Source organism: Chthonomonas calidirosea T49 (assembly GCF_000427095.1).
GTDB lineage: Bacteria > Armatimonadota > Chthonomonadetes > Chthonomonadales > Chthonomonadaceae > Chthonomonas > Chthonomonas calidirosea.
In genome coordinates this window covers 1,057,929-1,081,525 of the sequence record NC_021487.1, presented here as the reverse complement: position 1 = coordinate 1,081,525, position 23,597 = coordinate 1,057,929, and the positions used below count along the sequence as shown (strand labels likewise).

Sequence of the window (23,597 nt, the reverse complement as noted above, 5' to 3'; positions counted from 1 at the left end):
TATTATACGCGACTTGGGAACGGTCTATCAAGCGGCTTGGAAACTATTGGGCGGCGACGGAGGTTTTGGCAGCGGCATGCATTTTATTCAGCTCTACGTTCGCGTCGTGCATGGCTGTCGCTAAATCCCATCGAGGGCGGTCGGTAACATCTACGATGCCGAACGCGTAGTTCTCTCCATAGACCTTTTCAGGGCCGTGGCCGGGGCCTTTGCCGGTAATCGGTTCGTCGCGATACATAAACCAGAAAAAGCCTACGCAATAGGGATTGGAGGCGGCATCGCGCGCCCATTTTGTGTAGAGAGGAGCTTCGTCCGCGTCGTTGTCCACAGAGGTGAACCATTTGGAGAAGCCTCTTTGCCCTTTGTAGTAGGGTGGGAAGCAGAACTCTCCATCGAGAACAGGCTTATGAGTGGATGCCAGAAGATGCTGGAGGAGATCGTCTTCAAAGGTGTAGCCATAGCGGTCGTAGCCGATGACGTCGCAGTAGGGGGCAATAAGGCTCCAATCGCTTTTGTTCTGCCACCAACCCGGCACGATCCAGAAACCGAAATAGAGGTGATGAGGGTCTATCTGTTTCACCGTGTTATAGAGAAAGGCATAGTAGCTTTTGGCGAAGAACTGCCGAAGCATTTCGAGGTCATCAGCCGGTGGATGAGGTGTCATCTGATAGAGCGTTTGGAGGTTCGGCGGACTCACTTTCCATGCGGTGGCCATGGCGGCGACGTTATCATGGTAACGGGTTTTAAGAGCCTCGTCCACGAAAGCGCGTTTGGCTGGGACATCTGCCCCTTTAGCAAGTATCTCCTGTATCTCTTGGTTTGTGATGATCTCTTGATATTCGTTGTTGATAGACCATCCGAGAATGTAGGGGTCGTTGCGATGAGGCCCGATCTGTTGTTGAAGCGACTGACGGATTTGGGCTTGCACGGTAGGATCGAAGATGTCGGGATGGCGTCCGAGAGTGGGTGCTTGGTAATGAAGCACCGGGCAAGAGGGAATATTAGGAAGAATCTCTGACCACTTGCCGATTCCGCAGAACCCCCAACGCTTTAATCGCTCTAGAGCCTCTTGGTAACCTTTGGAACGCCAATCGGGTCCAAACTTACGAACCAGGTTGGCAGTATCGAAGGAGAAGTAGTCGGTTGGATCGGTTGCATCCCAAATAGATTTTCCCCATGCGCTGGCAAAGGTGCCTGTTTTTGGGGGAAGCCATTCAAAAAGGCTCTCTCGGCCGGTGATGGGCGTGCCGTTAAAGAGGGCGGGCACATTGCAGACGCCTGTGTAGAAGCAGGGGTTTCCCTGAGGGGTAATAAGCCACCATTTACCGTTATGTCGTTCGACCCTATAGAAGCCTGTCGCTTTATCATGCCAACCAAGGTCGGTTTCGCCGCCGAAGGGATCTCGATGGGACGGAGCAAGCCAGCGGGTACGCATAAGCTGCTGCTCTTTTTGAAGGGCGGCCTGCAGGTCGGCATCTGAGCGGACCTTATCCGGCCAATCGGTGAGGAGATATTGGCCATAGCGATCCACGATGGGGCCGGTATTTGAGTTTTGCGGCGCTTTCGCCGCGAGAGTACAGCCTATCAGTAGAGAAGTATAAAGCGTTCTTCGCAGTAAACTTTGCCGCATAGACGGGTTCTCCCACTTTTATGACGTCTACCGGGTGCGGCGTCGGCCGTTTTGAGGGTAGGAAATAGGATGCGTTCGCTCGTTTCGGGGCGTGTCGTGGGTAAGTTTTTGAGCGGGCAGCAGCTTTTTCAGCGCGGCGATCTCGTCACGAAGCTCGGCGGCATACTCAAAATTAAGAGCGCGTGCAGCCTCCTTCATCTCTTTCTCGAGCTGCGCAATCACCGTTTCAACCTCTTCCAGGCTCATGGTGTCGGCATCCTTTTGAAGGCGGCTCAGGGCATTTTGATGCGAGTACTCCGCTTTCTCTTCAGCCAACCGCTCGGCTGCAATCAGCTCACGGACGGCCTTTTTTACCGTTTGCGGAGTGATACCGTGAGCTTCATTGTAGGCAAGCTGTTTTTGGCGACGGCGGTTCGTCTCCGCGATGGCGCGCTCCATGGAGCCGGTGATGTTGTCGGCATACATGATCACTTGGCCCGATACGTTACGGGCAGCACGGCCGATTGTTTGAATCAGCGAGGTTTCACTTCGGAGAAAGCCCTCTTTATCGGCATCGAGTATGGCCACTAGAGAGACTTCGGGGAGGTCGAGGCCTTCCCGAAGTAGGTTAATGCCCACCACCACATCGTGCACACCGAGACGAAGATTCCGTAATATCTCGTTGCGCTCCAACGTTTTGATGTCGGAGTGAAGGTAGTTCACCTTGATGTTGAGGTCTTCAAGATACTGGGTGAGATCTTCGGCCATGCGTTTAGTGAGGGTGGTTACCAGCACGCGCTCTCCTCGAGCGACGCGTTTGCGAATCTCTCCAATCAGGTCATCAATTTGCCCTCGTGTAGGACGCACAATGACTTCGGGGTCTACTAGGCCAGTAGGGCGGATGATCTGCTCCACGATCTGCTCGCTATGTTCTCGTTCGAAGGGGCCAGGGGTTGCCGACACAAAGATGGCCTGGTGAATACGGCTCTCAAACTCGTGCCATTTCAGAGGGCGATTATCGGCTGCAGAAGGGAGGCGGAAGCCGTAGTCAATCAGCACATCTTTGCGAGACTTATCGCCATTGTACATCCCTCGGATCTGCGGCAGGGTCTGGTGGCTTTCGTCTATCACCAACAAGAAGTCGTCGGGGAAGTAGTTGAAAAGCGTATTCGGTGGGGTACCGGGCGCACGACCGTCAAGATGACGGCTGTAGTTTTCAATGCCTGAGCAGTAGCCCAGCTCCCGAATCATCTCTAAATCAAATCTGGTCCGCATTTCGATGCGCTGGGCTTCCAGCAGTCTTCCCTGACTCTTGAACCACGCGATGCGTTCCGCAAGCTCCTCTTCAATGGAGTGGATGGCCTTTTCAAGACGTTCACGCGAGGTCACGAAGTGAGAGGCTGGAAAGATGGTGATGCTATCGCGCGTTCCAACGATCTCACCCGTAAGGGGGTCTACAAGGGCGATCTTCTCCACCTCGTCGCCGAAAAAGGAGACGCGGATGATAATCTCCTCATCGGCGGGCTGGATTTCGAGGGTATCGCCCCGCACGCGGAAGGTTGCGCGAGTCAGCTCAAGGTTATTTCGCGTGAACTGCATATCAATGAGGCGGCGGATGGCCTCATCTCTATCCATGTACTCTCCGACCCGGAAGGAGAGGATGATCTGGCGATACTCGTCCGGGGAACCAAGGCCGTAGATGCAGGAGACGGAGGCCACCACAATAACGTCACGGCGTTCTAGAACCGCTTGCGTTGCGGAGTGACGCAGACGGTCTATTTCGTCGTTAATTTGAGCGTCTTTCTCGATGTAGGTATCCGATTGAGGGATGTAGGCCTCCGGCTGATAGTAATCGTAGTAGGAGACGAAGAACTCGACGGCGTTATAAGGAAAGAATTCGCGAAACTCCGAGCAGAGTTGGGCGGCCAGGGTCTTGTTGTGGGCAATAACGAGGGTTGGGCGTTGTACCCGTTGAATAACATTGGCGATGGTAAACGTTTTACCGGTACCCGTTGCGCCGAGGAGGGTTTGGTAACGCATGCCTCGATTCAGCCCCTCTACAAGCTGCTCAATAGCTTGCGGTTGATCTCCAGCCGGCGCATACTCAGAAACGAGTTGAAAAGCTGCCATGGTTCCCACTTCCTCTCTTCATAGTCATGTGGAGAGCACGTACCTTAGATAGTATACAAAATGATGCAGGATTTGGTTTCCCGAATGGAACCCTAAGTTTTGGCGTTGGAAATATTGCAGATATGGGCAACGGCATTCCAGCGAGGTCTCTAGACAGCTGTGGAACGCCGCCACCCTCATTCTGCCTGTTGGGTAGGCGTCGCTTTTTGGCAGCGGAAGGCTATTGCGATGGCGAGTTCGATACGAAGCGTCTTGCTTTTCCCGCTTTGATGTCGGCGATGAACTCGTTCCAAAGCGTGTCCACATCCCTACCGGTGTATTTCTGGAAAAGGGAGATATCAAATTTCCCTTCTCTCAAAGCCTGATTGAGTTGTTGTACCAGGTGCCTGTCATATTTCGAGGTGGTCCAGGCGAGAAAGGCAGCGGTGGTGCGATAGGCATCGTGGTAGGTCGCCTTTTCGATGTTGATGTAGGGGCGTGGGGCTTTGGGTTCATAGAAGAAGAAGCGCACGTAGTCTGCAATTCCCTCCACAAGCCAGCCGGCATTGGAGGATGGATAGGACTGCACGACGTGGGTTAGCTCGTGGATCACCATACCGAGGTCGTCGGGGTGGTGTCGCACATAGTCGGCAGAGATGGTGATGACATCGCCAGCGGTATAGGCAACCCCGTCCATGTTACGAAATCGAAGGGTGACGTGATCGGGCGGTACAAAACCGGGACTTGCCAAAAGTTTTACGATACGCGGGTACCAAACCTCACAGAGGTCTTTAGCCTGTTGCAGCCATGGGCCGAGGTCGGGTGCCTCTGAGGCATCTACGGAGACATGGAGAGTGATTTTGTTGGAGTTGTGGGTTTCGTCGCTATGAGGCGGGGTTTGTGCCAAAGCTAAGAGAGGGATGGAAAGGAGCCATATTCCAATAAAAACACCGCGAAGCCTTTGCACGCTCTTCATTCTCCTTGAGTAAAAAATTAGGATATGTTATCTTACCTCACTTTGAGAACGACAGGGCATCAAAGAAGTTTGTAAGAGGGAGCTCTATGCCCCCTGGTTTTAGAGGAATCCTGCCTGGCAAGTCAGCGCTCTGTTTAATTTTGGTGTGAACCCTTCTGACCTTTCAATTTACGGAGTTTGTAAACCATTTGGGTGGTGTGGGGACACCGGTGGAATCGCTAGGCGTTCCCATGCTGGGTATGTGACCACCAAAAGCGGCCATAAAAACGCTCCAAGCCAGTATTCCGATGAGAATGCCAAGGAACATGCACACGCTAGCAGCCACCATAAGCCCCGTGCCGAGTCGTCCATTTCCGCTCTGTTTTACCTTGTATCCACACAAGATCGCCACCGGGCCAAAGACAATAGGAAAGAAGAAGAGAGAGATGAACATGCAGACAACGGAGCCGATAATCCAACCGATTGCATCACCCGAACCCGGCACCGTTTGAGGGTAGTAGTAGGGCTGATTCGGATAGAGTTGTGGGTTGTAGTAAGCAGGCATAGGGGGCTGGCTAATACCAGCGGAGAGTTGGGGAGGAGCAGGCATGAAACTTGGGAAATGCAGCTCTGGAAGGAAGGCAGCCTCTAGCCGTCGGCCGGTTTGGGCCTCCTCAAGGATAGTAGCCGGAATCACTCTCGATTCCTGAACCCACCTCTGCAAGATAGTGACATCCACTGGGCCGTAACGATGCCCATCTTGTGCAAGCACATAATATTGTTGGGACATTTTGACCTCGCCGGATGATGATTGGCGCTTTCGAGCTCCGATTGCCCTAAAGAGCTCTTTTGATGATTTTCGCGAACGCCCTGCTATCTTCCTTCTGGAAGGACTTTTTGCAAGTGTTTAAACAGCGAGATACTAGTTTTGTGCTATTTGAACTCAATTGGCAAAGCAAGGTCGTCTTTTCCTGTCGCCCTCTTCCTTTTCGCCACTAGAGAGCAAAGGCAAAGACAGATCGCTCCCATCTCTAAACGGAGCGTGTGATGGTGACGCGCTGGTCTACGTGCTCGATGGAAGCATGTTGCATTTTGCCATCGGGCCAGCGAATGTGTAGGGTAACCGGTCCGGAATAGCTACCGAGGCCAAAGTGGGCTATGGGTTCACGCGCGGAGAGCACGCTGCCACAGGTGCGAATCTCTGCGATACGGCGTAGAGAAGGAGCTTCCAATGTAACCATCGCCCCTAATGCAGACCTGTTCATTCCAGGTTGACGGAGCATCACTTCAATCCAGTGATTGGGCTCGGAGACGTTTCTAAGCAGCACCGATCTTCCTTCAAGGTTACAGATTAATACGTCCTGGCGCCCATCGCGATCGTAGTCTCCAATGGTCAAGCCACGGCCTACCAAGCGCAAGCTACCTACGCCACACTCTTGGGATATCTCGTTGAAGTAGGCGTTCTGATTATGAAATACTTGTACCGGTTGAGCGTAGGTTTGTGCTTCATCAAAACTATGAACGTTGTCTCTTACGTGACCGTTGGTGATGATCAGGTCCAGCCAACCATCGTTATCAAAGTCCACAAAAGAGGTGCCGAAATTGACGTAGGGCATCGTTGGAGGCCCAATGCCGCACAGGCTACTAACCACATGAAAAAGGCCATTGCCATCGTTGTGGTAAAGCGAGGCAGGCTGTGCGAAGTATGTGGTAACAATGAGATCGAGTCGGCCATCGTTGTCGTAATCGGCCGAGTCGACGCCCATTCCTCCCTGAAGATTTCCTTGGGCATCATAGGCAGTGCCAGTGAGCACCCCCACATTTCGCCAATGACCTTGCTGGTTAGTCCAAAGATCTCCTGGCATCATATCGTTCGCCAGATAGAGGTCGGGATAGGGCCCGTCGAGGAGACGGGAGGCAAGGGCGCCCCACGTCTTTCCGGTATCTTTCCATGGAATGGCACGAAATCGTCTACCGTCTAAGTTTAAAAACAGATGACCAGATAGAGGTTGATAGATCTCTGGCCCACAAGCCGAATGCGCCCTGCCGACTGTGCAGATTTGCGGTGTAGACTGGTTGAACAGGACGTATTGTCCTATGAAAAGATCAAGGCGACCGGAGCCGGTGAAGTCGGCAAAGGCTGCACTCATGCTCCAATCCAGCCCTTCGATGCCGCTCTCAGCAGTTACCTCACGAAAGCGTCCCTTCCCCTCGTTATGGTAGAGCGCATAACAGTGATAGCCGGAGAGAAAGATATCTGGCAGGCCGTCTCCGTCGTAGTCGCCTACAGCACACCCCATCCAGTAGCGGTGCGGATCGAGCCCGCTTTGGGAGGTAACGTTCTCAAACGTTCCGTCCCGTCGGTTGCGATAGAGGGCGAGATTATAGGGACCGACCAGCAGAATATCTGACCACCCATCGTCATCGTAGTCTAGAAAGGCACAGCCGCCTCCGGCCGTTTCTAAGATGGTTAGTGGGCTGCGTCCGCCGTGCCCAAGGGAGAAGCGAATGCCAGCCTGCTCGGTAACATCGGTGAGGCGAATAGGGGGGAGATTTGATGTGTTTTTAGTGGACGAGATAGGGGCGGGATCCGCCGGCGAAGCGGATAGAGAACGGTGTATTCCACAGCCGCTTAGCAGGCCAGAAAGCAGGAATAGGCGACGCGAGATACGATGTCTCATAGCTATTGACCCGCGGGTACCTGGGCGTTTTGTATCTGCTGAAGTTGTTGAAGGTGAGCCGTGATCGTGGGATCGTTTGGCGCTAACTCATGGGCATTCTGAAGGCTTTCAATAGCTCCAGCCAGATCGGGTATTTGAAGCTGGAGTCTGGCAAGTTGTAAGTAGAGTTTCGGGTTGTTGGAATTACTTCCTAATTCGAGGCGAATATTCTCTATGCGTCGCCGAAGGTCTTGATGCCGTTGATAGATCGCAAGCGCTTTTGTGGCCTCCGCAGTGCGTCCAAGGTGTCGAAGAGCCTGTCCCAACGCATAGTAACCTGCATCATCGGAGGGATTAAGTTGGATAGCCTGTTCAAAATCGTGTACCGCCTCTTGCCAATGCCCCTGTTGTTCCGCTAGCAGACCCTCCTGGTAGGGCAAGAGGGGGGCTGTGGGGGCATGTTGCCGTATATAGTCAAGCGTTCGAGCCGCCAAAGCGATATCGGAGGGACTGCGCGGATTTTGGAGGAGGATAGTCACTAGGTTTGACTGGATGGGTAGGTTGCGAGGGGCAAGAAGGGCCGCCTGGCGGGCTTCGGCAACAGCTTGGTCTATCTTTCCTACCGCCGCATCCACGCTGCTTGCCAAGGCAAGATAGTCAGGATTTTTAGGATCGAGTTGAAGTGCGCGTTGTACGGCTTGCTCGGCGTTGGCCGATTGTTGCATCTGTAGGTAGCAGATGCCTAACTCACGCCACGCCACCGAGTCTTTTGGGTCGAGCTTCACCGCCGCTTGGTACTCATCTGCGGCATGAAGATAGGAAGCTTTGTGGATGTAGATGCGCCCTAAATCCACATGCGCCAACTCGTAGTTTGGGAAGCGACTTGTGACCGATTTAAGCAGCTCAAAAGCCTCTTTGTAGTGTTTTTGGGCGATGTATATCTCAGCTAAGGCCGTTGGTGGTTCTGGATCGTTTGGGTTGAGAAGGGTAGCCTGGATGAGAGCAGGCTCAGCCAGTTGCGCATCGCCGTCGCGGGCCAAACGAAGGCCAAGCTCTCTCCAGGCATAGCCATCTTTAGGATGGCTTTCGGTGTACCAGTGAAGCTCTAAGAATCCCATGTGACGGATGTGGAATTTGTGGCTCCATGGGCCAAACCACCAAGTAAGTCCAGCTGCAAGGACGGCAAGAACGCCGGCTAGGAGCGTAATTTGCAGCTTTTTAGGTATGCCTAGATAAGGCGATCTCTCCTCTTTTGTGGAGGCTAGGTTATCTGTGGTTGTCATCTCATCTATTGAAGTGGTTCGCATGATGCCTCTCATCCTGATTTCGAGCCTGGCCAATAAATGGTCTGCTTGTCAAGTAAGGTTCTTCTTTCTAGCGGTTGTGTCTAGGGCCTCCATAGCTTTTTGACGACAGAAGGGCAGTTGATATAGTGCCTCTTGGTTATGTGGATCGTAGTGGAGCACTTGCAAATAGGCTTCTGCAGCAGCAGCATAGTTGCCATGTTGCAGGAGTGCTCTAGCAAGTTGGAGAGCGATGGCAGGTTTGTTGGGGTTTTTCATGACCAGCTCTTGTAAATGAATGATCGTAGGCGTAACATTTTGGCTGAGTGCTATTTTTTTCTCCACATTCTGAGCCGCTACTATCCGGTGCTCCATGAGATATATTGTCTGCAGAATACGGAGGAGATCGGTGTCAGAAGGATTGACGTTGAGTCCCTCTTCTACGAGCTTTTGTGCGTGAGTAAGATCATGACAAGCAAGAAAAATTTCCGCACCGGCCTGGCATCGCAGCGGTGTCCAACTCTCTTTTTGGGCCTCTTTGGCCGAATCAAGAAGATCTTTAGAGGAGTGAGCTTCCTTAAGAAGGATCAGAGCTAGAAGTCCATGGATTTTAGGCGTGTCATAGGCGGGGGTCATTTCAATACGGCGTCGCAGAAGCTCTTCAGCCTTAGCTAATCCTCCAACATGGGGTGCGATCTTCACGAGGTCCGAGTAGAGCTCTTCTTCCATAGGGTTTTGGTCTATGGCGGCTAAAAGTTGTTGCCAGGCCTCGTTCCAGCGCTGATACCGTGTGAGGCAGGTGATATAGTCCGTATGATCGAAGTTAAGTCTAGGATTGATGGCTATTGCTTTTTCAATATCTCTAAGGCCATCCGCATAAAGGCCAGCTCTCGTTTCAATCTGCCCAGCGCGAACAAGCGCCTCCGCGTTATGATGATCGAGCCGATAGGCATTCTGATAGGCATAGTACGCACGAACAATCTGATTTGCGCTAGCGGCGCATTGGCCCAAGCCCAACCAGTCCTCTGATGAGGATGGATGACGAGCAACCAGTTGTTGCATGAGTGCTGTAGCTTTTTGGGCTTTACCTTCTCCGACGAGGCGGTAGCATAGGGTGCGTACAAGCAACTCATCATCAGGATGATGAGCCGCTTGGGTTTCCAACTCAGAAGTGGAGGCATGTTCTAGCCAGCTATTCCGAGCGATATTGTTTTCTGCGATGATGAGGGCGACCCCGCATAGAGTCAGGAAGACGATGATAAGCGGGCGCACGATTTGGCTAGGACTCCAAGGAAGCTTCACGATTCCGATCTCCTCGCAAAAACGTGTCTATCATCAGATTGATTCTACGACTCTGATATCTTTGTTGATGGGAGGTCTAACAACCGTGCTTCGCTTACTGCTCGGCCAGATCACCTCAATTTTCTCGACCTCTTTTACGGAGCCGAGGCCAAAGTGAATTCGCGGATCGCTTGCGGAAAAGAAGCTTCCTCCAGTTGTGCACTGTCGCGTCCATGTATTCCCTCCCGCCGTTAAAGTGGCATGCGCACCAAGTCCCATGCGATTACTAGAACGTCCTTCCAAAGTAAGGCGAATCCAATTGCCCGCCTGTGGGGTTTGATTGATAAGAAGGCGTGGCCGGCCTTCTAGGTCTGTGGCGACGATGTCAAGAAGGCCATCGTTATTGACATCGCCTATAGCTAAGCCACGTCCGACCATAGGGGTGGTAAAGCCGGGGCCGGCTTGTTGAGACATCTCGATAAAGGTGTGCCCTGCCTGATTCATGAAAAGCTGCATAGGCTGACGATACCGATTGAACTTATCTAGCAAGTCTTCATTATCGTGGATATGACCGTTGGCGATCACGATATCCAGCCATCCGTTATTGTTTGTGTCTATAAACTTTGTTCCGAACCCAACCATGTTTCGGGTTGGTTGATCGATACCGACATTAATCGAAGCGTACTCAAAGATGCCCGAATGGGTTGCGTGATAGAGACTATCCGGCTCTCCTTCAAAAGTCGCAACGAAGAGATCAATCAGCCCATCGTTATCGTAATCACCGAAATCTACTCCCATACCCCCTTGCATCTCACCTGCGCCGTTCAACGCCACTCCGCGCAGCAGCCCTTCATTTCGGAAAGACTTACCTTTCTCATTGATGAAGAGGTCTCCAGGCATTTCGTCATTGGCCAAATAGAGATCTGGCCATCCATCCCCGTTAACATCGGCTACAGCGACACCTAGGCACTTCCCGTGGGCGTTGTCAAGTCCGAGTTCGTGCGTCACGTCGGTGAAATGTCCTTTGCCGTTGTTATGATAAAGACTTCCAAAATCGGGATCATAGAAGATGGGGCCACAGGAGGACTTATATTTTCCGTAGTTGCAGAGCTGGAGAGTCTTCGAATTGAAGATAACGTAGCGTCCGACGTAAAGATCCAAATAGCCATCCCTATCGAAATCAAAAAACACAGCGCTGGTATGCCATGAGGTAGGTGATGGAGAGAAGAGGCCTGCCTCTTCAGAAACGTCTTCGAACCTTCCATTACCTACATTGCGAAAAAGTTTTAACACACCATAACCGGTCAATAGGATATCAGGCCGACCATCATTATCGAAATCTCCGACAGCACATCCTAAGTAAAAGCCGGGTTTTTCCAGCCCACTACCCGGAGTGACATCGGTGAATGTACCGTTGCCATTATTATGGTAAAGAGCGCAACTTGATGAGCGGGTCCCCGTTTGACCTACCAGAAGTAGATCGAGGTGTCCATCCCCATCGAAATCAAAAAGCGCACACCCCGTTCCAATCGTTTGCAAAATGTTCAACGGGCTTGGATGGGGAAGATGGCCGAGTTGGAAGGTGATCCCACTTTGAAGGGTGCGATCCTCAAACCAAGGCGGATCATTGGGAGATAGAGAAGCGCTAGCCGTAGAGGACTTGGAGAGGGTGTCGTAATTTCGTGGCCGACATCCTCCCAAAAAGCTTATAGCCCCAATAGTAGAGAGTAGGAGTTCCCGACGATTGAGATAGAGTCGACTCATGGTTGTGATGGATGTCCTGAAGACGTTTTGGGTGTACTTGCCGTTTTAAAACTCATATAGCAGGCAGCGATCTCTTTTTCGATTCGTCGATCCGGAGGGCGCAGCGCGCTATAGACTTGGTACTGCTGCAGTGCTTCTGAATAGTTTCCATACTTTTTGTAGATACGCGCCATACGTAGGCGGAGGTCAGGATTGCTCGGATCGGCAATAATGCGTTTTTGCATATAGTCTATTTCTCGCTGAGCACGACTAAGCTCTTGAGCGCCTTCAATCAGTCTCTGACCTTCTTTAGTTTGACCCGATTGAACAAGGCAGAGGCCTAGGTGATAGAGCGCTTGGGCATCGGAGGGGTTAAGGTGAAATGCTTTACGGTAGTTGGTGATGGCAGGCTTGTAGTCTCCGTCGCGTTCGTAGAGTTGCCCTAGATCAAAGTAGGCAGGTTCCATTTCGGGCTCGCGGGCGAGCGCGTTGAGAAACTCTTGTTCTGCCTGGCCTCTAAGTTGTGGATTATCCCCTTCCTGTTCGAACACATATCCAAGCAGATAGTGTGCATAGGCATTGTTATAATCGTCGCGGATAGCCTGCACGAGCTGTTGTTCTGCATCGGTGTAACGGGCGTAGTGTAGAAGAACTTCTGCTAAGGCAATGCGATACTCGGGATTATGGGGCTTGAGTGCCACGGCACGTTGCATCGCCAAGAGCGCTTGGTCTGGCTCATGAGCATCTCCATACATCTGTCCGAGGGTATACCAAGCGAGATCGTTTTTGGGTTGTAGTGCGACGATCTTCTTGAGCGGGGCTGTGGCGTGTTCGGGCAGACCGCTTAAATAGTAGGCTTGTGCCAATCCGAGATAGGGCGCAATTTGATGGGGTCGTAGTTGGGCAGCTCTTTGGAAAGAGGTTTGTGCCGCTGCATAGTCCTTTAGGCGAAATTGGGTACTGCCAAGCCCTATATAAGCCTCATAGAGCTTGGGATCGAGTTTCGTAGCCCTTGTAAACGCGTAGGCAGCGTCTGTTAGATCGCCGGATTTCAAGAGAGCAGAACCGTAGTAGAGGAAAACCAGGGGATCGTTAGGGCGGTCATGAACGGCATAGGCTAGTTCTTCCGCGGAAAGCGGTTTCAACATACGTTCTTCCGCCCACCGGCTGTTGCGGATTAGAAGACTCACCACAATAAGCACACAACCTATTGTTCCAATCAAAACATATTGTCGCTTCATTGATGCACTCTATCTACATCATTCTGGCTTGAAAATACACTTGCTGCAAAAAGTTGGGAAGCTATTGATGAGAAATCTTCATCAATAGCCTCCCCTAATCCCAACCAATTAGCTAACACGCACTCTTGTTAGTTCACGCACCATTTCCAACCCGGGTTATTCTGCTCCGGAATAGCCACTTTATTGTAGGGATAGGTCTGTTGGAACCATCCGTTACAGTCGGGCGTGGTGTGGTAGAGTTGATTACCTTGCTTAACGCTCATGGAGGCCGGATCTTGCGGTGTCACTTCAATGGACTTAACGTGTCCATCGGAGTAGCAGACTTCGGCACGCTGCTGATGTCGCGGAAGACCCCACGTGAAGCCCTGCCAGCTAAGCCAGCCAGTGACGAGAGAGGCATCCGACCCAAAGGTGGTATCTTCCATATTCCACACAGTGTGAGGTCGTCCCAGCCAGTCCGTGCCTCCACAGGCATTATTATGGGTCTGAGCGCATCCCCAGTCGGAGTGACCATCAATTACCAACCAGGTATCCGCTGGTGCTACGGCTGCAGCCTCAGAAAGCGGTTGGCGATTCCTTCCCCACTGATTGTTGTACAGATAGCTAACTGGATTACGATTCCACGACCAGTCGGTTGGGTTGTTTGGATTCTCATCCATGTCGGTCGAATCAGGACAACGATAAAGCCCTTTATTTTTAATGTAGGGTGCCACCGTATTTTGCCAATCCCAGGTACCGTCTTGTTGGCCGTTTGAAGGATCTATGGGACGCCAACCTCCAAAAGGATAGTGCTCATCATAGTCGGTGGTGTACATCTTGAAGGCGAGGCCAAGCTGTTTGAGATTGCTAGCACAAGAGATAGCGCGTGCCTTCTCACGGGCTTGGGCAAACACGGGGAAGAGTATCGCCGCAAGAATGGCGATAATAGCGATAACCACGAGAAGCTCGATAAGGGTAAACCCTTGACTAGATTTTGATTTTGTCGGTTGCATAGTGCAGCTCCTTCCAAATGTTATTGAGATTTTTTGTTGTATCGTGGCGGTTTTTGAAGCTAAGATAAAGGTTGAGGCGAGGAAAGCTCCTGTTTCCACCTCTACTGTTTTCCGCCTGAAGGCATGTTTGCATAAGGAGAACCACCTGGCGCGCCGCTTTCGCTAGGCGGCCCGTTTTGATAGGTTGGTGCTCCTGGGTTTTTGATATTCGCTGGCATATGTGCATAGGGATTACTTCCCGCACGTGCTGCTGGCCCTCGCAGGTAATGCCACCCAAGGAAGGCCAAAATCAGCACAACAACCACAATGGCAGCAACGATGATGGCCGGACTTACTTCTTTGTTCACATCACTCCTCCCTTAGTGATTTGTGTGGGCGTTAAAACCCACATGACTTGACAGAATAGATACACCCTCTCGCTTTCATCGTAATTTGGTTAGATGAGAAGCGTATGTCGGTATCTCTATTGTCATTATATCATACTATCCTGTGGAATGCAAATAGAGATACAACAAAAAAAGACAGGCTTCCTGATTTTTATGAAAACAACGGGGACTGGCTTTGAATTAACTATAGGTCGTTATTTTTATCATCGCTAAGGTAAGATCGTTTTTGCACACGCAGAATTGCAATAAACGCTTATTCAGGCCGTGGGACGCGCACACCTGTAGAAAGAGGATAAAGAGTACAATATTCTAGCTCAAATGGATATGAGAAACCATAAGGAAAGATAGTCCATCTATGCCCAGCAATGTCAAGCCTGATCGTGCGACGTTTCGTACACTCGCTCAAAAAGGAAACCTCATACCGATCTATCGTGAGATACTCGCCGATAGACTAACGCCGGTTTCTGCCTTTGAACGCCTTGTGGCCGATATAGGAGAGGAAGGCGAGAACCCGCGTGCTTTTCTCCTGGAGAGCGTTGAGGGTGGGGAACGCTTAGCTCGTTACTCCTATCTAGGGGTGAACCCTGGTCTTGTGCTGCGCACGAAGAACCGTGAAGTGATATTGCTCGAAGAAGGCCACGAGCATCGTTTCCAGCTTGAAGGAGGCCAGGATCCCCTCCACGTGCTTCAGAACCTGATGGGGCGCTATCGGTTTGTTGCCACCTCCGATCTCCCTCGATTCTGCGGGGGCGCTGTCGGCTTTTTTAGCTACGACCTGGTTCGCTTTTTTGAGAAGCTGCCCGATACAAACCCCGACGAACTTCAGGTAGATGATGCCTGCTTCCTGTTTACCGATACACTCGTGATTTTCGACCATGTGCGGCATCGTATCCTCGTGCTTTGCAACGCGCATGTGGACGGCGACCCCGATGCGGCCTATGAGGCGGCTATCAAAAAGATCGATTCTCTGGTGACACGTCTGCAGGCGCCCTATACGCCTCCGCCGCCACGTGTTCCCAATCGAAAGGTGGTGGTTGAGCCGTGTACTCCACGGGAGGAGTTCGAGGCCGCAGTAGAGCGCTGCCGAGAGTACATCTTGGCTGGCGATGCGTTTCAAATTGTGTTATCGCAACGTTTTAAAGTTCCTTTCTCGGCACGACCGTTCGATCTCTACCGAGCGCTTCGCTCTATCAACCCCTCGCCCTACATGTGCTATTTTGACCTCGGTCAACGCAAACTGATCGGGGCTTCCCCAGAAATTTTGGTAAATGTGCATGGCGATACCGTATGCGTGCGCCCGATTGCAGGCACCCGCCCTCGGGGTAAGACGCCCGAAGAGGACGCCCGACTGGAGGCAGAGCTCCTAGCAGATGAGAAAGAGCGCGCGGAGCATATCATGTTGGTTGATCTGGGGCGCAACGACATCGGTCGTGTTTGCGTTTTCGGAAGCGTGCGTGTGGATGAGCTGATGGTGATCGAGCGCTACTCGCATGTGATGCATATTGTGAGCAATGTGGTGGGCAAGTTAGCTCCTGACAAAAGCGTGTACGATGTGTTACGCGCCTGCTTCCCAGCCGGGACAGTCTCCGGTGCCCCTAAGGTGCGTGCGATGGAGATTATAGACGAACAAGAGTGGACACGCCGAGGGTTCTACGCAGGTGCTTTGGGCTACTTCAGCTATAGCGGAGATATGGACATGGCGATTACGATTCGCACCATGTTGACCGATGGGCAGGTGGCCTACATTCAGTCGGGCGGAGGACTGGTCGCCGATTCGGTGCCCGCGCTTGAGTATCAGGAGAGCGTGAACAAAGCGAAGGCCCTGATCGCCGCTATCGAAATGGCCGAAGAAGGTTTGGAGTAAGTTGCATGGTTTCTAAAAGAATCGAGGCTATTGTCAAGAATCGAGGCTGTTGTCTTTAGTGACTTAAACCTTTGCATGGCGGTGGCTTCGGTAGCGTAAAGGAATGGAGTGTCAACACAAGGAAAAGCTGACTAGATGAAGACTACGCGGCAATCCTGTTGTCGGTGAAGAAAAATGTGCTATAATCTCATGCTTTCCTTTTTACAGATGATACTCATGGAGGTAGAGGGCATATGGGTAGGAAGAGCGCTTTTACGCTCATTGAGTTGCTTGTCGTTATCGCTATTATAGCGATACTGGCTGCCATCCTCTTCCCGGTGTTTGCTAGGGCACGCGAGAGCGCCCGCCAAACGGTCTGCCTTTCTAACGAGAAGCAGATCGCCATGGCAGCCCACATGTATATGGACGATTGGGATGGAGCCCTGTTCCATCATCATGAGGAGTGGGTGCTTGACGACGGCACACAGGTGCCGAATTTGCCGCCGACAGTGGACGGCTGCATTGGGGGCGGACAGGGAAACAGCAACGCTGAAAAACCTTGGATGATCTTCTTTCAACCCTATATGAAAGGTCGGCTGATCGGCTTCTGCCCTTCCGATACGGAGCCGCGATCGCAAATTTTGGCGACGAACCTGCAGGAGTATAACGGTGGCATCACCGTTTTGGGGACCGAATGTCAGGCCGCACCAAATGGAGAGCAGTGCCAGGCGGAGATACACCACTGGTGTATGTGGAGCTACTTGCTGAACTCCATCTTCACGCACAAATCCTGCCGGTACGCAATGGAGGGCGTTCTTCCTGGCTTCGCCACGGAGGCCGTAATAGATGCCTTGCCTAATCCTAACATCATTATGTTCTCCGAGCGTAACTCTACGGCACTCGATGCCCCGGACAACCCGGACTATGGCTATGTGCCTCAAGACGACTACGACACATGGGTTGGCGAGGCCGCTTTGGTGCGATGGGGCAGTGGAAAATACGGCGATCAAGGTTGGATTAAATACGACCGTCATAATGGCGGTTCCAACTATATCTACTTCGACGGTCATGTGAAATGGATGCGATGGGGGCGCGCACGGGTTGATGAGTATCCCGACCACATAGTGCGCAATCCGCTGCCAAATCCCGCCCCCATAGTTTCAACAGGTGCTTTCAATGCTTATGAATGTTGCGATTCATTCTCGTTTGCACAGGCGATTGGCACCCCGCGCAGCAGCAGATGTTTCTCCCTCTGACTGCGATCCTCTTTAAGAATCGGTCGCAACAGCTCCTCTTTAGGAAAGGGAGGAGGCACACTTGCGCGCAAAAGTAAGCGCTCCGCCTCCTCCCGTTTTGCCTGCTCTTCAAGTTCCAAAAGCGTTTGCATCGCCTTTTGGCGAATCTCTTTTGGAACCCACTCCTGTAACATACCGTGATGAACAAACCGATTTAAGTAGGCTAGGGCATCGAGATCGCCAGCCTGAGCGATTTTATCTAGAACGGCATGTGCATACTGTGGGCCGAGACGGGCGAGATGCAGCGAGGTCTCGTTAGAGGCCACCGGGCTGCCTAGCAGATTCCAATAAAGGGTTGCCCGATGATACTTGGAGAGCTGTCGAAACATCTCTGTAGAAAGCTGCGGAAGAAGTTTGCCCAGAGCTAAGTAGGCCAGACCCATATGGCGCGGCTCGATCACGGCGTCGGCCTGCAATGAGTAGGTTGTAGCGAAGAATCCATCATCCAAATAGGGGAAGGGGAGCTGTTGAATCCACTGTTCGACAACCTCCGATAATGGCAGGCCAAAGCGAAAGTCGAAGAAAGTAAGAAGACGATCTAGGCTCTCCTTTGTCTCTTCCCAGAGAATGTCTAAAGGCCATAGTTCGTCGGAGGCGAGGAAGTCGGCCAAAGCGCTTACCACGCGGGGGCTTGCAGGGGTAGGAAGCCTTTGAAGGATCAGGTGCACCATCTCAAACTCGCCTTCAGACAGAAATAGCGAGAGGTGGCTACACAGTTGCTCCCAGTCGGCTGAAACCAATCCGCTGAGCTCTTGCGAGGTATCTGCCAAAAAGCGTTTCAAGGTTTGGATGAGGAGATGGTTGAGCTTTGGATGGGTAGCATCGAGGGAAGAGATAAGAGCAGGGAGCAGCTTTTGATCGCTAATGGCTTCAAGTTGTTGGATGAGCTCGCGTTGCGCCATACGGCGATTTTGACCAGCCAACAGCTCTAGACCAAGCAGTACCCCGCATATAAGCACCTGCAGAACGTGTAGGCCTATGGCAGAGCCGATGCCGTTCTCCTCCCCTAAAGGCTCTCGAAGGATGGTAAAGCATGGTAGAAGGAGAAAGAGGACGCAAAAATAGCCTAGCCATCGCAAACGCGCGCGATATTCTTCCGTCTTCCAGGCCTTGATCCGCTGAAGAAGCCGTGTTTTGGCATCGGAATCTGTGTTTTGAACCGGCGACCAGATCGCTCTCTTTTTCGTTTCCATCTCCGCCGCGACCCTCATATTCTAAACTTCTCAACGGGCCGTTGGGATTCCTGCTTTTTATGCAAGAAACGCGGAAGAGGTGGTGTATACTAAGTACGGAACTTGTGTGTCGTTTAAGTTTTTCTGGAGCTGTAGATGACGTTAGAGATTCATCCGCTATTGGCACAACGCCGCAGCCCCCGCGCGATAGACCCTAATCGGCCCGTTCCCCGTGAGGTCACGCAGAGACTGTTAGAGGCAGCACGTTGGGCGCCCTCTTCTGGCAACTCGCAGCCGTGGCGCTTTGTGGTGGTGGATGCCCCAGACGCCCTTGCACGCGCTCGTGAGGCGCTCCATCCGGGCAATCAGCGATGGGCAAACCGCGCTCCGCTTTTGCTTTTGATCTGTGCCAACCCTCAGGATGATGGAGACATCAACGGGCAGCCACTCTATCTGTTTGACTGTGGGTTGGCGGCAGAAAACCTGTTATTACAGGGAACGGCCGAGGGACTTGTGGTTCATCCAATGGCTGGATGGGACGAGAATATCATGCGTACTGCGATGGGTGTGCCCGATCCCTACCGGGTTGTGGTGGTCATCGCTGTCGGCTATCCCGGACGCCTCGAGGATTTACCGGAGGATCTGCAGAAACGAGAAACGGCTCCGCGCGCACGCAAACCGCTATCAGAGCTAACACACTATAACGGATGGTGAGGATTAACGTATGGAAGACGTGCGTATCACGATCAAGCCCGATGTCCGCATTGGAACGATATCTCCACGTCTGTACGGACATTTTGCGGAACACCTAGGGCGCTGCTGTTATGATGGACTGTTTTTGAAGCCTACGAGCGCGCCGGTTCCTAACCAAAAAGGTTTTCGCACCGATGTGCTCGAGGCGCTGAAAAACATGCCTATGCCATTGCTGCGTTGGCCTGGGGGGTGTTATGCGGATCACTACCATTGGCGCGATGGTATCGGACCTAAGGATCAGCGCCCTAGAAGGCTCGGGATGTCCTGTGGAGAGGTTGTCGAGGACGACAACAGCTTAGGCACCCATGAGTTTCTTTGGTTTTGTGAGCAGACGGGGGCCGAACCCTATTTGGCTGCAAATGTAGGAACGGGATCGCCTCAAGAGATGTGCGATTGGGTTGAGTACTGCAACAGCGCTCTAGATACAACCCTTACCCGGCTACGGCGGGCAAATGGAGCGGAAAAACCGTTTGGGGTGAAGCTGTGGGGGGTTGGTAACGAAAACTGGGGGTGTGGAGGCAACTTCGATGCGCGCGATTATGCGCTGGAGTATCGGCGCTATGCAACCATGCTTCGGCATGTAGACCCCCACATTGAGCTTGTTGCTTGCGGCTTCGATGAGCCGTGGAATCGGACTCTCCTGCAAACCTTGCGCCACCATCTAGATACCATTGACCATCTTTCAGTGCACCGCTACTGGCACGGAGAAGGGGGAGAGCTCGATCCCTCTGAGAAGGTCTCTTATCGCCTTTTTACCGAGGCATCGCTGACGGAAGCCTTTGTGCAACAGACCGCCGACATCATTCGTGTGGAGCTCGGCGAACGACGCCGTGTGGGGGTTGCTCTGGATGAGTGGGGTATTTGGCATCCGGAGGCGAGACTTCAGTTTGATCCTGATAAACGCGGTGGGCCCTACGAGCAGGTTTCGACCCTACGCGATGCCCTAGCGGCCGCCATTGTTCTGGAAGGCTTTCATCGGCAGTGCCGCGTTTTGAGTTTGGCCAACCTCGCGCAAGTCGTAAATGTGCTTCATGCGCCCATTCAGACGCGAGGGGCTGCTATGTGGCGTACACCCACCTATCATGTCTTTCAGCTTCATGCCCCACATATAGGGGCCACCGCTCTGGAGGTAGAGGTGCATGCAAGTCTTTTGCCCGTTAGTGAGGAGCTGCGCTGCGTTACGGCTACCGCTTCGCTCGATAAGGAGGACAATCTTACACTCACCGTTCTCAATTTGCATTTGGATCAGTCGGCCTCGGTGCATTTCGGCGGCACAGAGGGCCGCGTGCTGTTCGATGCACAGCTGTTGACAGCCGATAACCCCCTCGCTCATAACTCGGCGGAGAAGCCGGACGCGGTGGTACCGCAGCCCATTAAGGCCACTGAGAGCACGCAGGGCGGCTACCTTGTGAATCTGCCGAAACACTCCATGGCGACGTTCCGGTTAAAACGAAGATGACACCTCTTCAACATATCGCTATTCCGGGTCTCGTTCATCGCACATCGGGCAAGGTACGCGAAATTTTTGAAGTCGGTAACGACTCGCTGCTTATTGTCGCCACCGACCGTATATCGGCTTTCGATGTGGTGTTGCAGGAGGGCATTCCCGATAAAGGGCGTGTGCTTACTCAACTTTCTGGGTGGTGGTTTCAGCAGTTGAGCCCCTTGGTGCCCAATCACTGCTTGGCGGTAGATGATGCGGCCATACTGCCCTATTTGGAACGTAGCGGTGTTTCCCTCGAACCCGCCCTAAAACGGAAGTTGGCCGGACGAAGCATGCTCTGTCTGAAGGCAACGCCGCTGCCGATCGAGTGTGTGGTCCGAGGCTATCTTGCCGGCTCGCTATGGAAAGAGTATGTGGCGGCAGGTGGAGAACATAAGGATGTGATTCTTCATGGGGTGGCGCTGCCGGGCGGCTTGAAAGAGAGTGAAAAGCTACCGGAACCCATTTTTACACCGGCGACGAAGGCAACTGTCGGTCATGACGAGAATATCTCGTTGTCCGCGGTGGCCGAGCGCATCGGAAGCATCTTCGCGCATCGCGTTGCTGAGATCAGCCTTGCGCTCTACCGGAGTGCAGAGGAGAGAGCACGGCATTCGGGGCTGATTCTGGCGGATACCAAGTTCGAATTTGGCTTACGCAACGGCGAGCTTATATGGATTGACGAAGCGCTCACGCCCGACTCCTCCCGCTATTGGGAGGCCAGCCTTTATCGGCCAGGGCAGAGCCAGCCTTCCTTCGATAAGCAGTTCGTACGCGACTGGTTGGAGCAAACGGGTTGGAACAAACAGCCTCCCCCGCCAACGCTCCCTTTAGAGGTGGTTCAGCGCACTGCAGAAAAGTATCGTGAAGCCTATCGGCGGCTTACAGGTAAAGAGCTGCCTACCTATGAGGAGTGAGCTTGGTTGTCCGATGCCTAGGAACGCTAGCATCCTGCTGGCCATGCCTATGGAGAGCGTGAAACTGCCATGTCGAAACACCAAAGCACCTCGCATCAACAAGCTCTAAAACAGGCTCTGCTTGCGGTTGGCATCACATTTGTCTGGATGATCCTCGAAGCCGCCGTCGCGCTGCTGCTAGGGGCTGCAGCACGCAGCTTGCTTTTAGAGGGCTTTGGGCTAGACAGCCTCATCGAGTTGCTCAGCGCGGGTGTGCTGCTTTGGCGTTTGGATGCGGAGTACCGGCGTGGACTATCGGCCGAATCGCTGGAGTCGGTCGAGAAACTGGCGAGCCGTATTGCCGGTACTCTCCTGGCCGGTTTAGCTTGCTTGCTTTCCGCGCTTGCAATAGGGCGCCTATTGGGGCACGGATTGCCTACCGATACGGAACGAAGTGCGTGGGGCATCTTGGTAGGGGTTGCGGCGAAAATTGGAATGCCGCTTTTGGCCGCTTGGAAGTTGCGACTGGCGGAAAAACTGCAGAGCCGCGCCCTTCGTGCCGAAGCGGTAGAGAGCGCCGCTTGTGGCTACCTCGCCATCGTGCTGGTGGTCGGTCTGCTGGCTGAGCGCCTTTTAGGATGGCAATGGATTGATGGCGCGGCGACACTCCTGCTGGTGCCTTTCTTATTGCGAGAAGCCTTTGCAGCCTTCTTTGGTCTGCCCTGCTGCGGACAGTGTGCCGTTAAGGAGCAACAGAATGAACATCTATCATGAGCGAATACAGCGTCTGCAAGCCTTAATGCAACAGGAGGGTTATCGGCTTGCCATCCTCTCTTTTTCCGATCAGATGCGCTATCTGACTGGCTATGTAGAAAACGGTCACAAGCGGTTCTTAGCGCTTTTTGTGCCTTGGGTAGAAGAGCCGGTCTTTGTGGTACCAAAGATGAATGTGGCGCAAGCCAGTCAGAACCTTGCACAAATTTCCCTGGTCTACGGCTGGGAAGATTCAAGCGGTTGGCAGGACACGGTGCGCACGCTATTTCGGGGTTGGGATATTCGACCCGGACAGGCAGTTCTCGTGGATGATGAGCTGTATGCGGTGCATCTGCTAGGACTTCAAAGTATAGCGCCGAACCTAACTTATCTGCCAGCAGATCCGGTGCTTTCTAGGCTTCGGCGTGTGAAAACCCCTGATGAGCTATCTGCCATGCAGCGCGCGGCCGAGATCATTGATACGGTGATGGAGGCCACTTTGGCCTCTTTAAAGGAGGGTGTAACGGAGATAGAGGTCGCTGCGCTGGTAGAGCAGCAGATCCAACAGCATCGTTCGACGCCCTCTTTCGAGCCGCTCATCTGTTTTGGAGCGAATGCAGCTATGCCGCATCATACGCCTGACGCTACCCCGCTAAAGCGAGGCGACATGGTAATCGTAGATATCGGCTGTACATGGGAGCATTATGCATCGGATACCACCCGTACCGTCGCCTTTGGCGCACCGCCGGATGAGGAGGCAGAAAGAGTTTATCGGACAGTTGCTGAGGCACACGTTGCCGCCTTTGCGGCCGTGCGCCCTGGTATCTTGTGTGAAGAGATAGATAGGGCAGCTAGACAGGTTATTCAGAGGGCCGGCTATGGAGAGAATTTCATCCATAGAACCGGTCATGGCATTGGGCTTTCCTGTCACGAACCACCCTATATTCAAGAGGGGAACACGCTTCCCCTTGAGCCTGGTTTCTGTTTCTCCATCGAGCCTGGCATCTATCTATCGGGGCGCTACGGAGTTCGATTAGAAAATATTGTTACGGTAACTGAAACCGGCGCGTTATCGCTGAATCGTCCGATTCCGAAAACGCTACCGATTATTGCGTAGGGAGAGGAGTTCGCTATGGATCTAGA

19 protein-coding genes are annotated in these 23,597 nt (G+C 52.8%); 7 read left to right on the top strand and 12 right to left on the bottom strand.

What is annotated here, in order from left to right; genetic code table 11:
- Positions 1-43: 43 nt before the first annotated feature.
- From CCALI_RS04540 to CCALI_RS04490, 11 genes are all read right to left on the bottom strand, one after another.
- Positions 44-1,630: a glycoside hydrolase 5 family protein gene (locus tag CCALI_RS04540; RefSeq protein ID WP_016482299.1), complete on the bottom strand. Its 1,587-nt coding sequence runs from the start codon at positions 1,628-1,630 to the stop codon at positions 44-46.
- Positions 1,631-1,657: 27 nt separating this feature from the next.
- On the bottom strand, positions 1,658-3,739 hold the full coding sequence (gene uvrB / locus CCALI_RS04535; RefSeq protein ID WP_016482298.1) for an excinuclease ABC subunit UvrB: 2,082 nt from the start codon (positions 3,737-3,739) through the stop codon (positions 1,658-1,660).
- Positions 3,740-3,959: 220 nt separating this feature from the next.
- Positions 3,960-4,694, bottom strand: coding sequence for a basic secretory protein-like protein (locus CCALI_RS04530; RefSeq protein WP_052572327.1), 735 nt, complete (start codon positions 4,692-4,694; stop codon positions 3,960-3,962).
- A 163-nt stretch (positions 4,695-4,857) separates the two neighbouring features.
- Entirely contained in the window at positions 4,858-5,463 is a 606-nt protein-coding gene (locus CCALI_RS04525) for a hypothetical protein (protein ID WP_016482296.1), read from the bottom strand.
- 241 nt (positions 5,464-5,704) lie between these two features.
- Positions 5,705-7,354, bottom strand: a complete 1,650-nt coding sequence (locus tag CCALI_RS04520) for a CRTAC1 family protein (protein ID WP_016482295.1) — start codon at positions 7,352-7,354, stop codon at positions 5,705-5,707.
- Between the two features lie 2 nt (positions 7,355-7,356).
- Positions 7,357-8,640 carry a tetratricopeptide repeat protein gene (locus tag CCALI_RS04515; RefSeq protein ID WP_016482294.1) on the bottom strand — a complete coding sequence of 428 codons (1,284 nt, stop codon included), beginning with the start codon at positions 8,638-8,640 and terminating at the stop codon, positions 7,357-7,359.
- Between the two features lie 48 nt (positions 8,641-8,688).
- Complete coding sequence (locus tag CCALI_RS04510) at positions 8,689-9,918, bottom strand: tetratricopeptide repeat protein (protein ID WP_016482293.1); 1,230 nt, start codon at positions 9,916-9,918, stop codon at positions 8,689-8,691.
- 33 nt (positions 9,919-9,951) lie between these two features.
- Complete coding sequence (locus CCALI_RS04505; RefSeq protein ID WP_016482292.1) at positions 9,952-11,661, bottom strand: CRTAC1 family protein; 1,710 nt, start codon at positions 11,659-11,661, stop codon at positions 9,952-9,954.
- Entirely contained in the window at positions 11,658-12,881 is a 1,224-nt protein-coding gene (locus tag CCALI_RS04500; RefSeq protein WP_016482291.1) for a tetratricopeptide repeat protein, read from the bottom strand. The genes CCALI_RS04505 and CCALI_RS04500 overlap by 4 nt, the downstream gene beginning before the upstream one ends.
- A 128-nt stretch (positions 12,882-13,009) precedes the next feature.
- Positions 13,010-13,873, bottom strand: coding sequence for a DUF1559 family PulG-like putative transporter (locus tag CCALI_RS14855; protein WP_016482290.1), 864 nt, complete (start codon positions 13,871-13,873; stop codon positions 13,010-13,012).
- A 101-nt stretch (positions 13,874-13,974) separates the two neighbouring features.
- Positions 13,975-14,220, bottom strand: coding sequence for a hypothetical protein (locus tag CCALI_RS04490; protein ID WP_016482289.1), 246 nt, complete (start codon positions 14,218-14,220; stop codon positions 13,975-13,977).
- A 394-nt stretch (positions 14,221-14,614) separates the two neighbouring features.
- On the opposite strand from CCALI_RS04490, the gene trpE reads away from it, so the two are divergent.
- Together trpE and CCALI_RS04480 are read left to right on the top strand one after the other, a co-directional pair.
- Positions 14,615-16,123 carry an anthranilate synthase component I gene (gene trpE / locus CCALI_RS04485; RefSeq protein WP_016482288.1) on the top strand — a complete coding sequence of 503 codons (1,509 nt, stop codon included), beginning with the start codon at positions 14,615-14,617 and terminating at the stop codon, positions 16,121-16,123.
- 233 nt (positions 16,124-16,356) lie between these two features.
- Complete coding sequence (locus CCALI_RS04480; protein ID WP_016482287.1) at positions 16,357-17,358, top strand: prepilin-type N-terminal cleavage/methylation domain-containing protein; 1,002 nt, start codon at positions 16,357-16,359, stop codon at positions 17,356-17,358.
- Here CCALI_RS04480 and CCALI_RS04475 read toward each other — a convergent pair.
- Positions 17,283-18,590, bottom strand: coding sequence for a hypothetical protein (locus CCALI_RS04475; RefSeq protein ID WP_016482286.1), 1,308 nt, complete (start codon positions 18,588-18,590; stop codon positions 17,283-17,285). The two genes, CCALI_RS04480 and CCALI_RS04475, sit on opposite strands and share 76 nt — an antisense overlap.
- Positions 18,591-18,725: 135 nt before the next feature.
- Between CCALI_RS04475 and CCALI_RS04470 the strand changes: the two genes are divergently transcribed.
- The 5 genes from CCALI_RS04470 to CCALI_RS04450 all read left to right on the top strand — a co-directional run bounded on the left by CCALI_RS04470 (position 18,726) and on the right by CCALI_RS04450 (position 23,571).
- Complete coding sequence (locus tag CCALI_RS04470) at positions 18,726-19,283, top strand: nitroreductase family protein (protein WP_016482285.1); 558 nt, start codon at positions 18,726-18,728, stop codon at positions 19,281-19,283.
- Between the two features lie 10 nt (positions 19,284-19,293).
- Positions 19,294-20,781: an alpha-N-arabinofuranosidase gene (locus tag CCALI_RS04465; protein ID WP_016482284.1), complete on the top strand. Its 1,488-nt coding sequence runs from the start codon at positions 19,294-19,296 to the stop codon at positions 20,779-20,781.
- Positions 20,778-21,722, top strand: a complete 945-nt coding sequence (locus CCALI_RS04460; protein ID WP_016482283.1) for a phosphoribosylaminoimidazolesuccinocarboxamide synthase — start codon at positions 20,778-20,780, stop codon at positions 21,720-21,722. The genes CCALI_RS04465 and CCALI_RS04460 overlap by 4 nt, the downstream gene beginning before the upstream one ends.
- Positions 21,723-21,791: 69 nt before the next feature.
- Complete coding sequence (locus tag CCALI_RS04455) at positions 21,792-22,475, top strand: cation efflux transmembrane domain-containing protein (protein WP_016482282.1); 684 nt, start codon at positions 21,792-21,794, stop codon at positions 22,473-22,475.
- Positions 22,459-23,571, top strand: coding sequence for a M24 family metallopeptidase (locus tag CCALI_RS04450; protein ID WP_016482281.1), 1,113 nt, complete (start codon positions 22,459-22,461; stop codon positions 23,569-23,571). Before CCALI_RS04455 ends, CCALI_RS04450 begins: the two co-directional genes overlap by 17 nt.
- Positions 23,572-23,597: the final 26 nt, after the last annotated feature.

Coding starts and splice junctions, on each gene's coding strand:
- CCALI_RS04470 (WP_016482285.1), top strand. CDS start 18,726: ATGACGTTAGAGATTCATCCGCTATTGGCACAACGCCGCAGCCCCCGC.
- CCALI_RS04525 (WP_016482296.1), bottom strand. CDS start 5,463: ATGTCCCAACAATATTATGTGCTTGCACAAGATGGGCATCGTTACGGC.
- CCALI_RS04475 (WP_016482286.1), bottom strand. CDS start 18,590: ATGGAAACGAAAAAGAGAGCGATCTGGTCGCCGGTTCAAAACACAGAT.
- CCALI_RS14855 (WP_016482290.1), bottom strand. CDS start 13,873: ATGCAACCGACAAAATCAAAATCTAGTCAAGGGTTTACCCTTATCGAG.
- CCALI_RS04500 (WP_016482291.1), bottom strand. CDS start 12,881: ATGAAGCGACAATATGTTTTGATTGGAACAATAGGTTGTGTGCTTATT.
- uvrB (WP_016482298.1), bottom strand. CDS start 3,739: ATGGCAGCTTTTCAACTCGTTTCTGAGTATGCGCCGGCTGGAGATCAA.
- CCALI_RS04540 (WP_016482299.1), bottom strand. CDS start 1,630: ATGCGGCAAAGTTTACTGCGAAGAACGCTTTATACTTCTCTACTGATA.
- CCALI_RS04505 (WP_016482292.1), bottom strand. CDS start 11,661: ATGAGTCGACTCTATCTCAATCGTCGGGAACTCCTACTCTCTACTATT.
- CCALI_RS04530 (WP_052572327.1), bottom strand. CDS start 4,694: ATGAAGAGCGTGCAAAGGCTTCGCGGTGTTTTTATTGGAATATGGCTC.
- CCALI_RS04455 (WP_016482282.1), top strand. CDS start 21,792: ATGTCGAAACACCAAAGCACCTCGCATCAACAAGCTCTAAAACAGGCT.
- CCALI_RS04520 (WP_016482295.1), bottom strand. CDS start 7,354: ATGAGACATCGTATCTCGCGTCGCCTATTCCTGCTTTCTGGCCTGCTA.
- CCALI_RS04480 (WP_016482287.1), top strand. CDS start 16,357: ATGGGTAGGAAGAGCGCTTTTACGCTCATTGAGTTGCTTGTCGTTATC.
- trpE (WP_016482288.1), top strand. CDS start 14,615: ATGCCCAGCAATGTCAAGCCTGATCGTGCGACGTTTCGTACACTCGCT.
- CCALI_RS04465 (WP_016482284.1), top strand. CDS start 19,294: ATGGAAGACGTGCGTATCACGATCAAGCCCGATGTCCGCATTGGAACG.
- CCALI_RS04450 (WP_016482281.1), top strand. CDS start 22,459: ATGAACATCTATCATGAGCGAATACAGCGTCTGCAAGCCTTAATGCAA.
- CCALI_RS04515 (WP_016482294.1), bottom strand. CDS start 8,640: ATGCGAACCACTTCAATAGATGAGATGACAACCACAGATAACCTAGCC.
- CCALI_RS04460 (WP_016482283.1), top strand. CDS start 20,778: ATGACACCTCTTCAACATATCGCTATTCCGGGTCTCGTTCATCGCACA.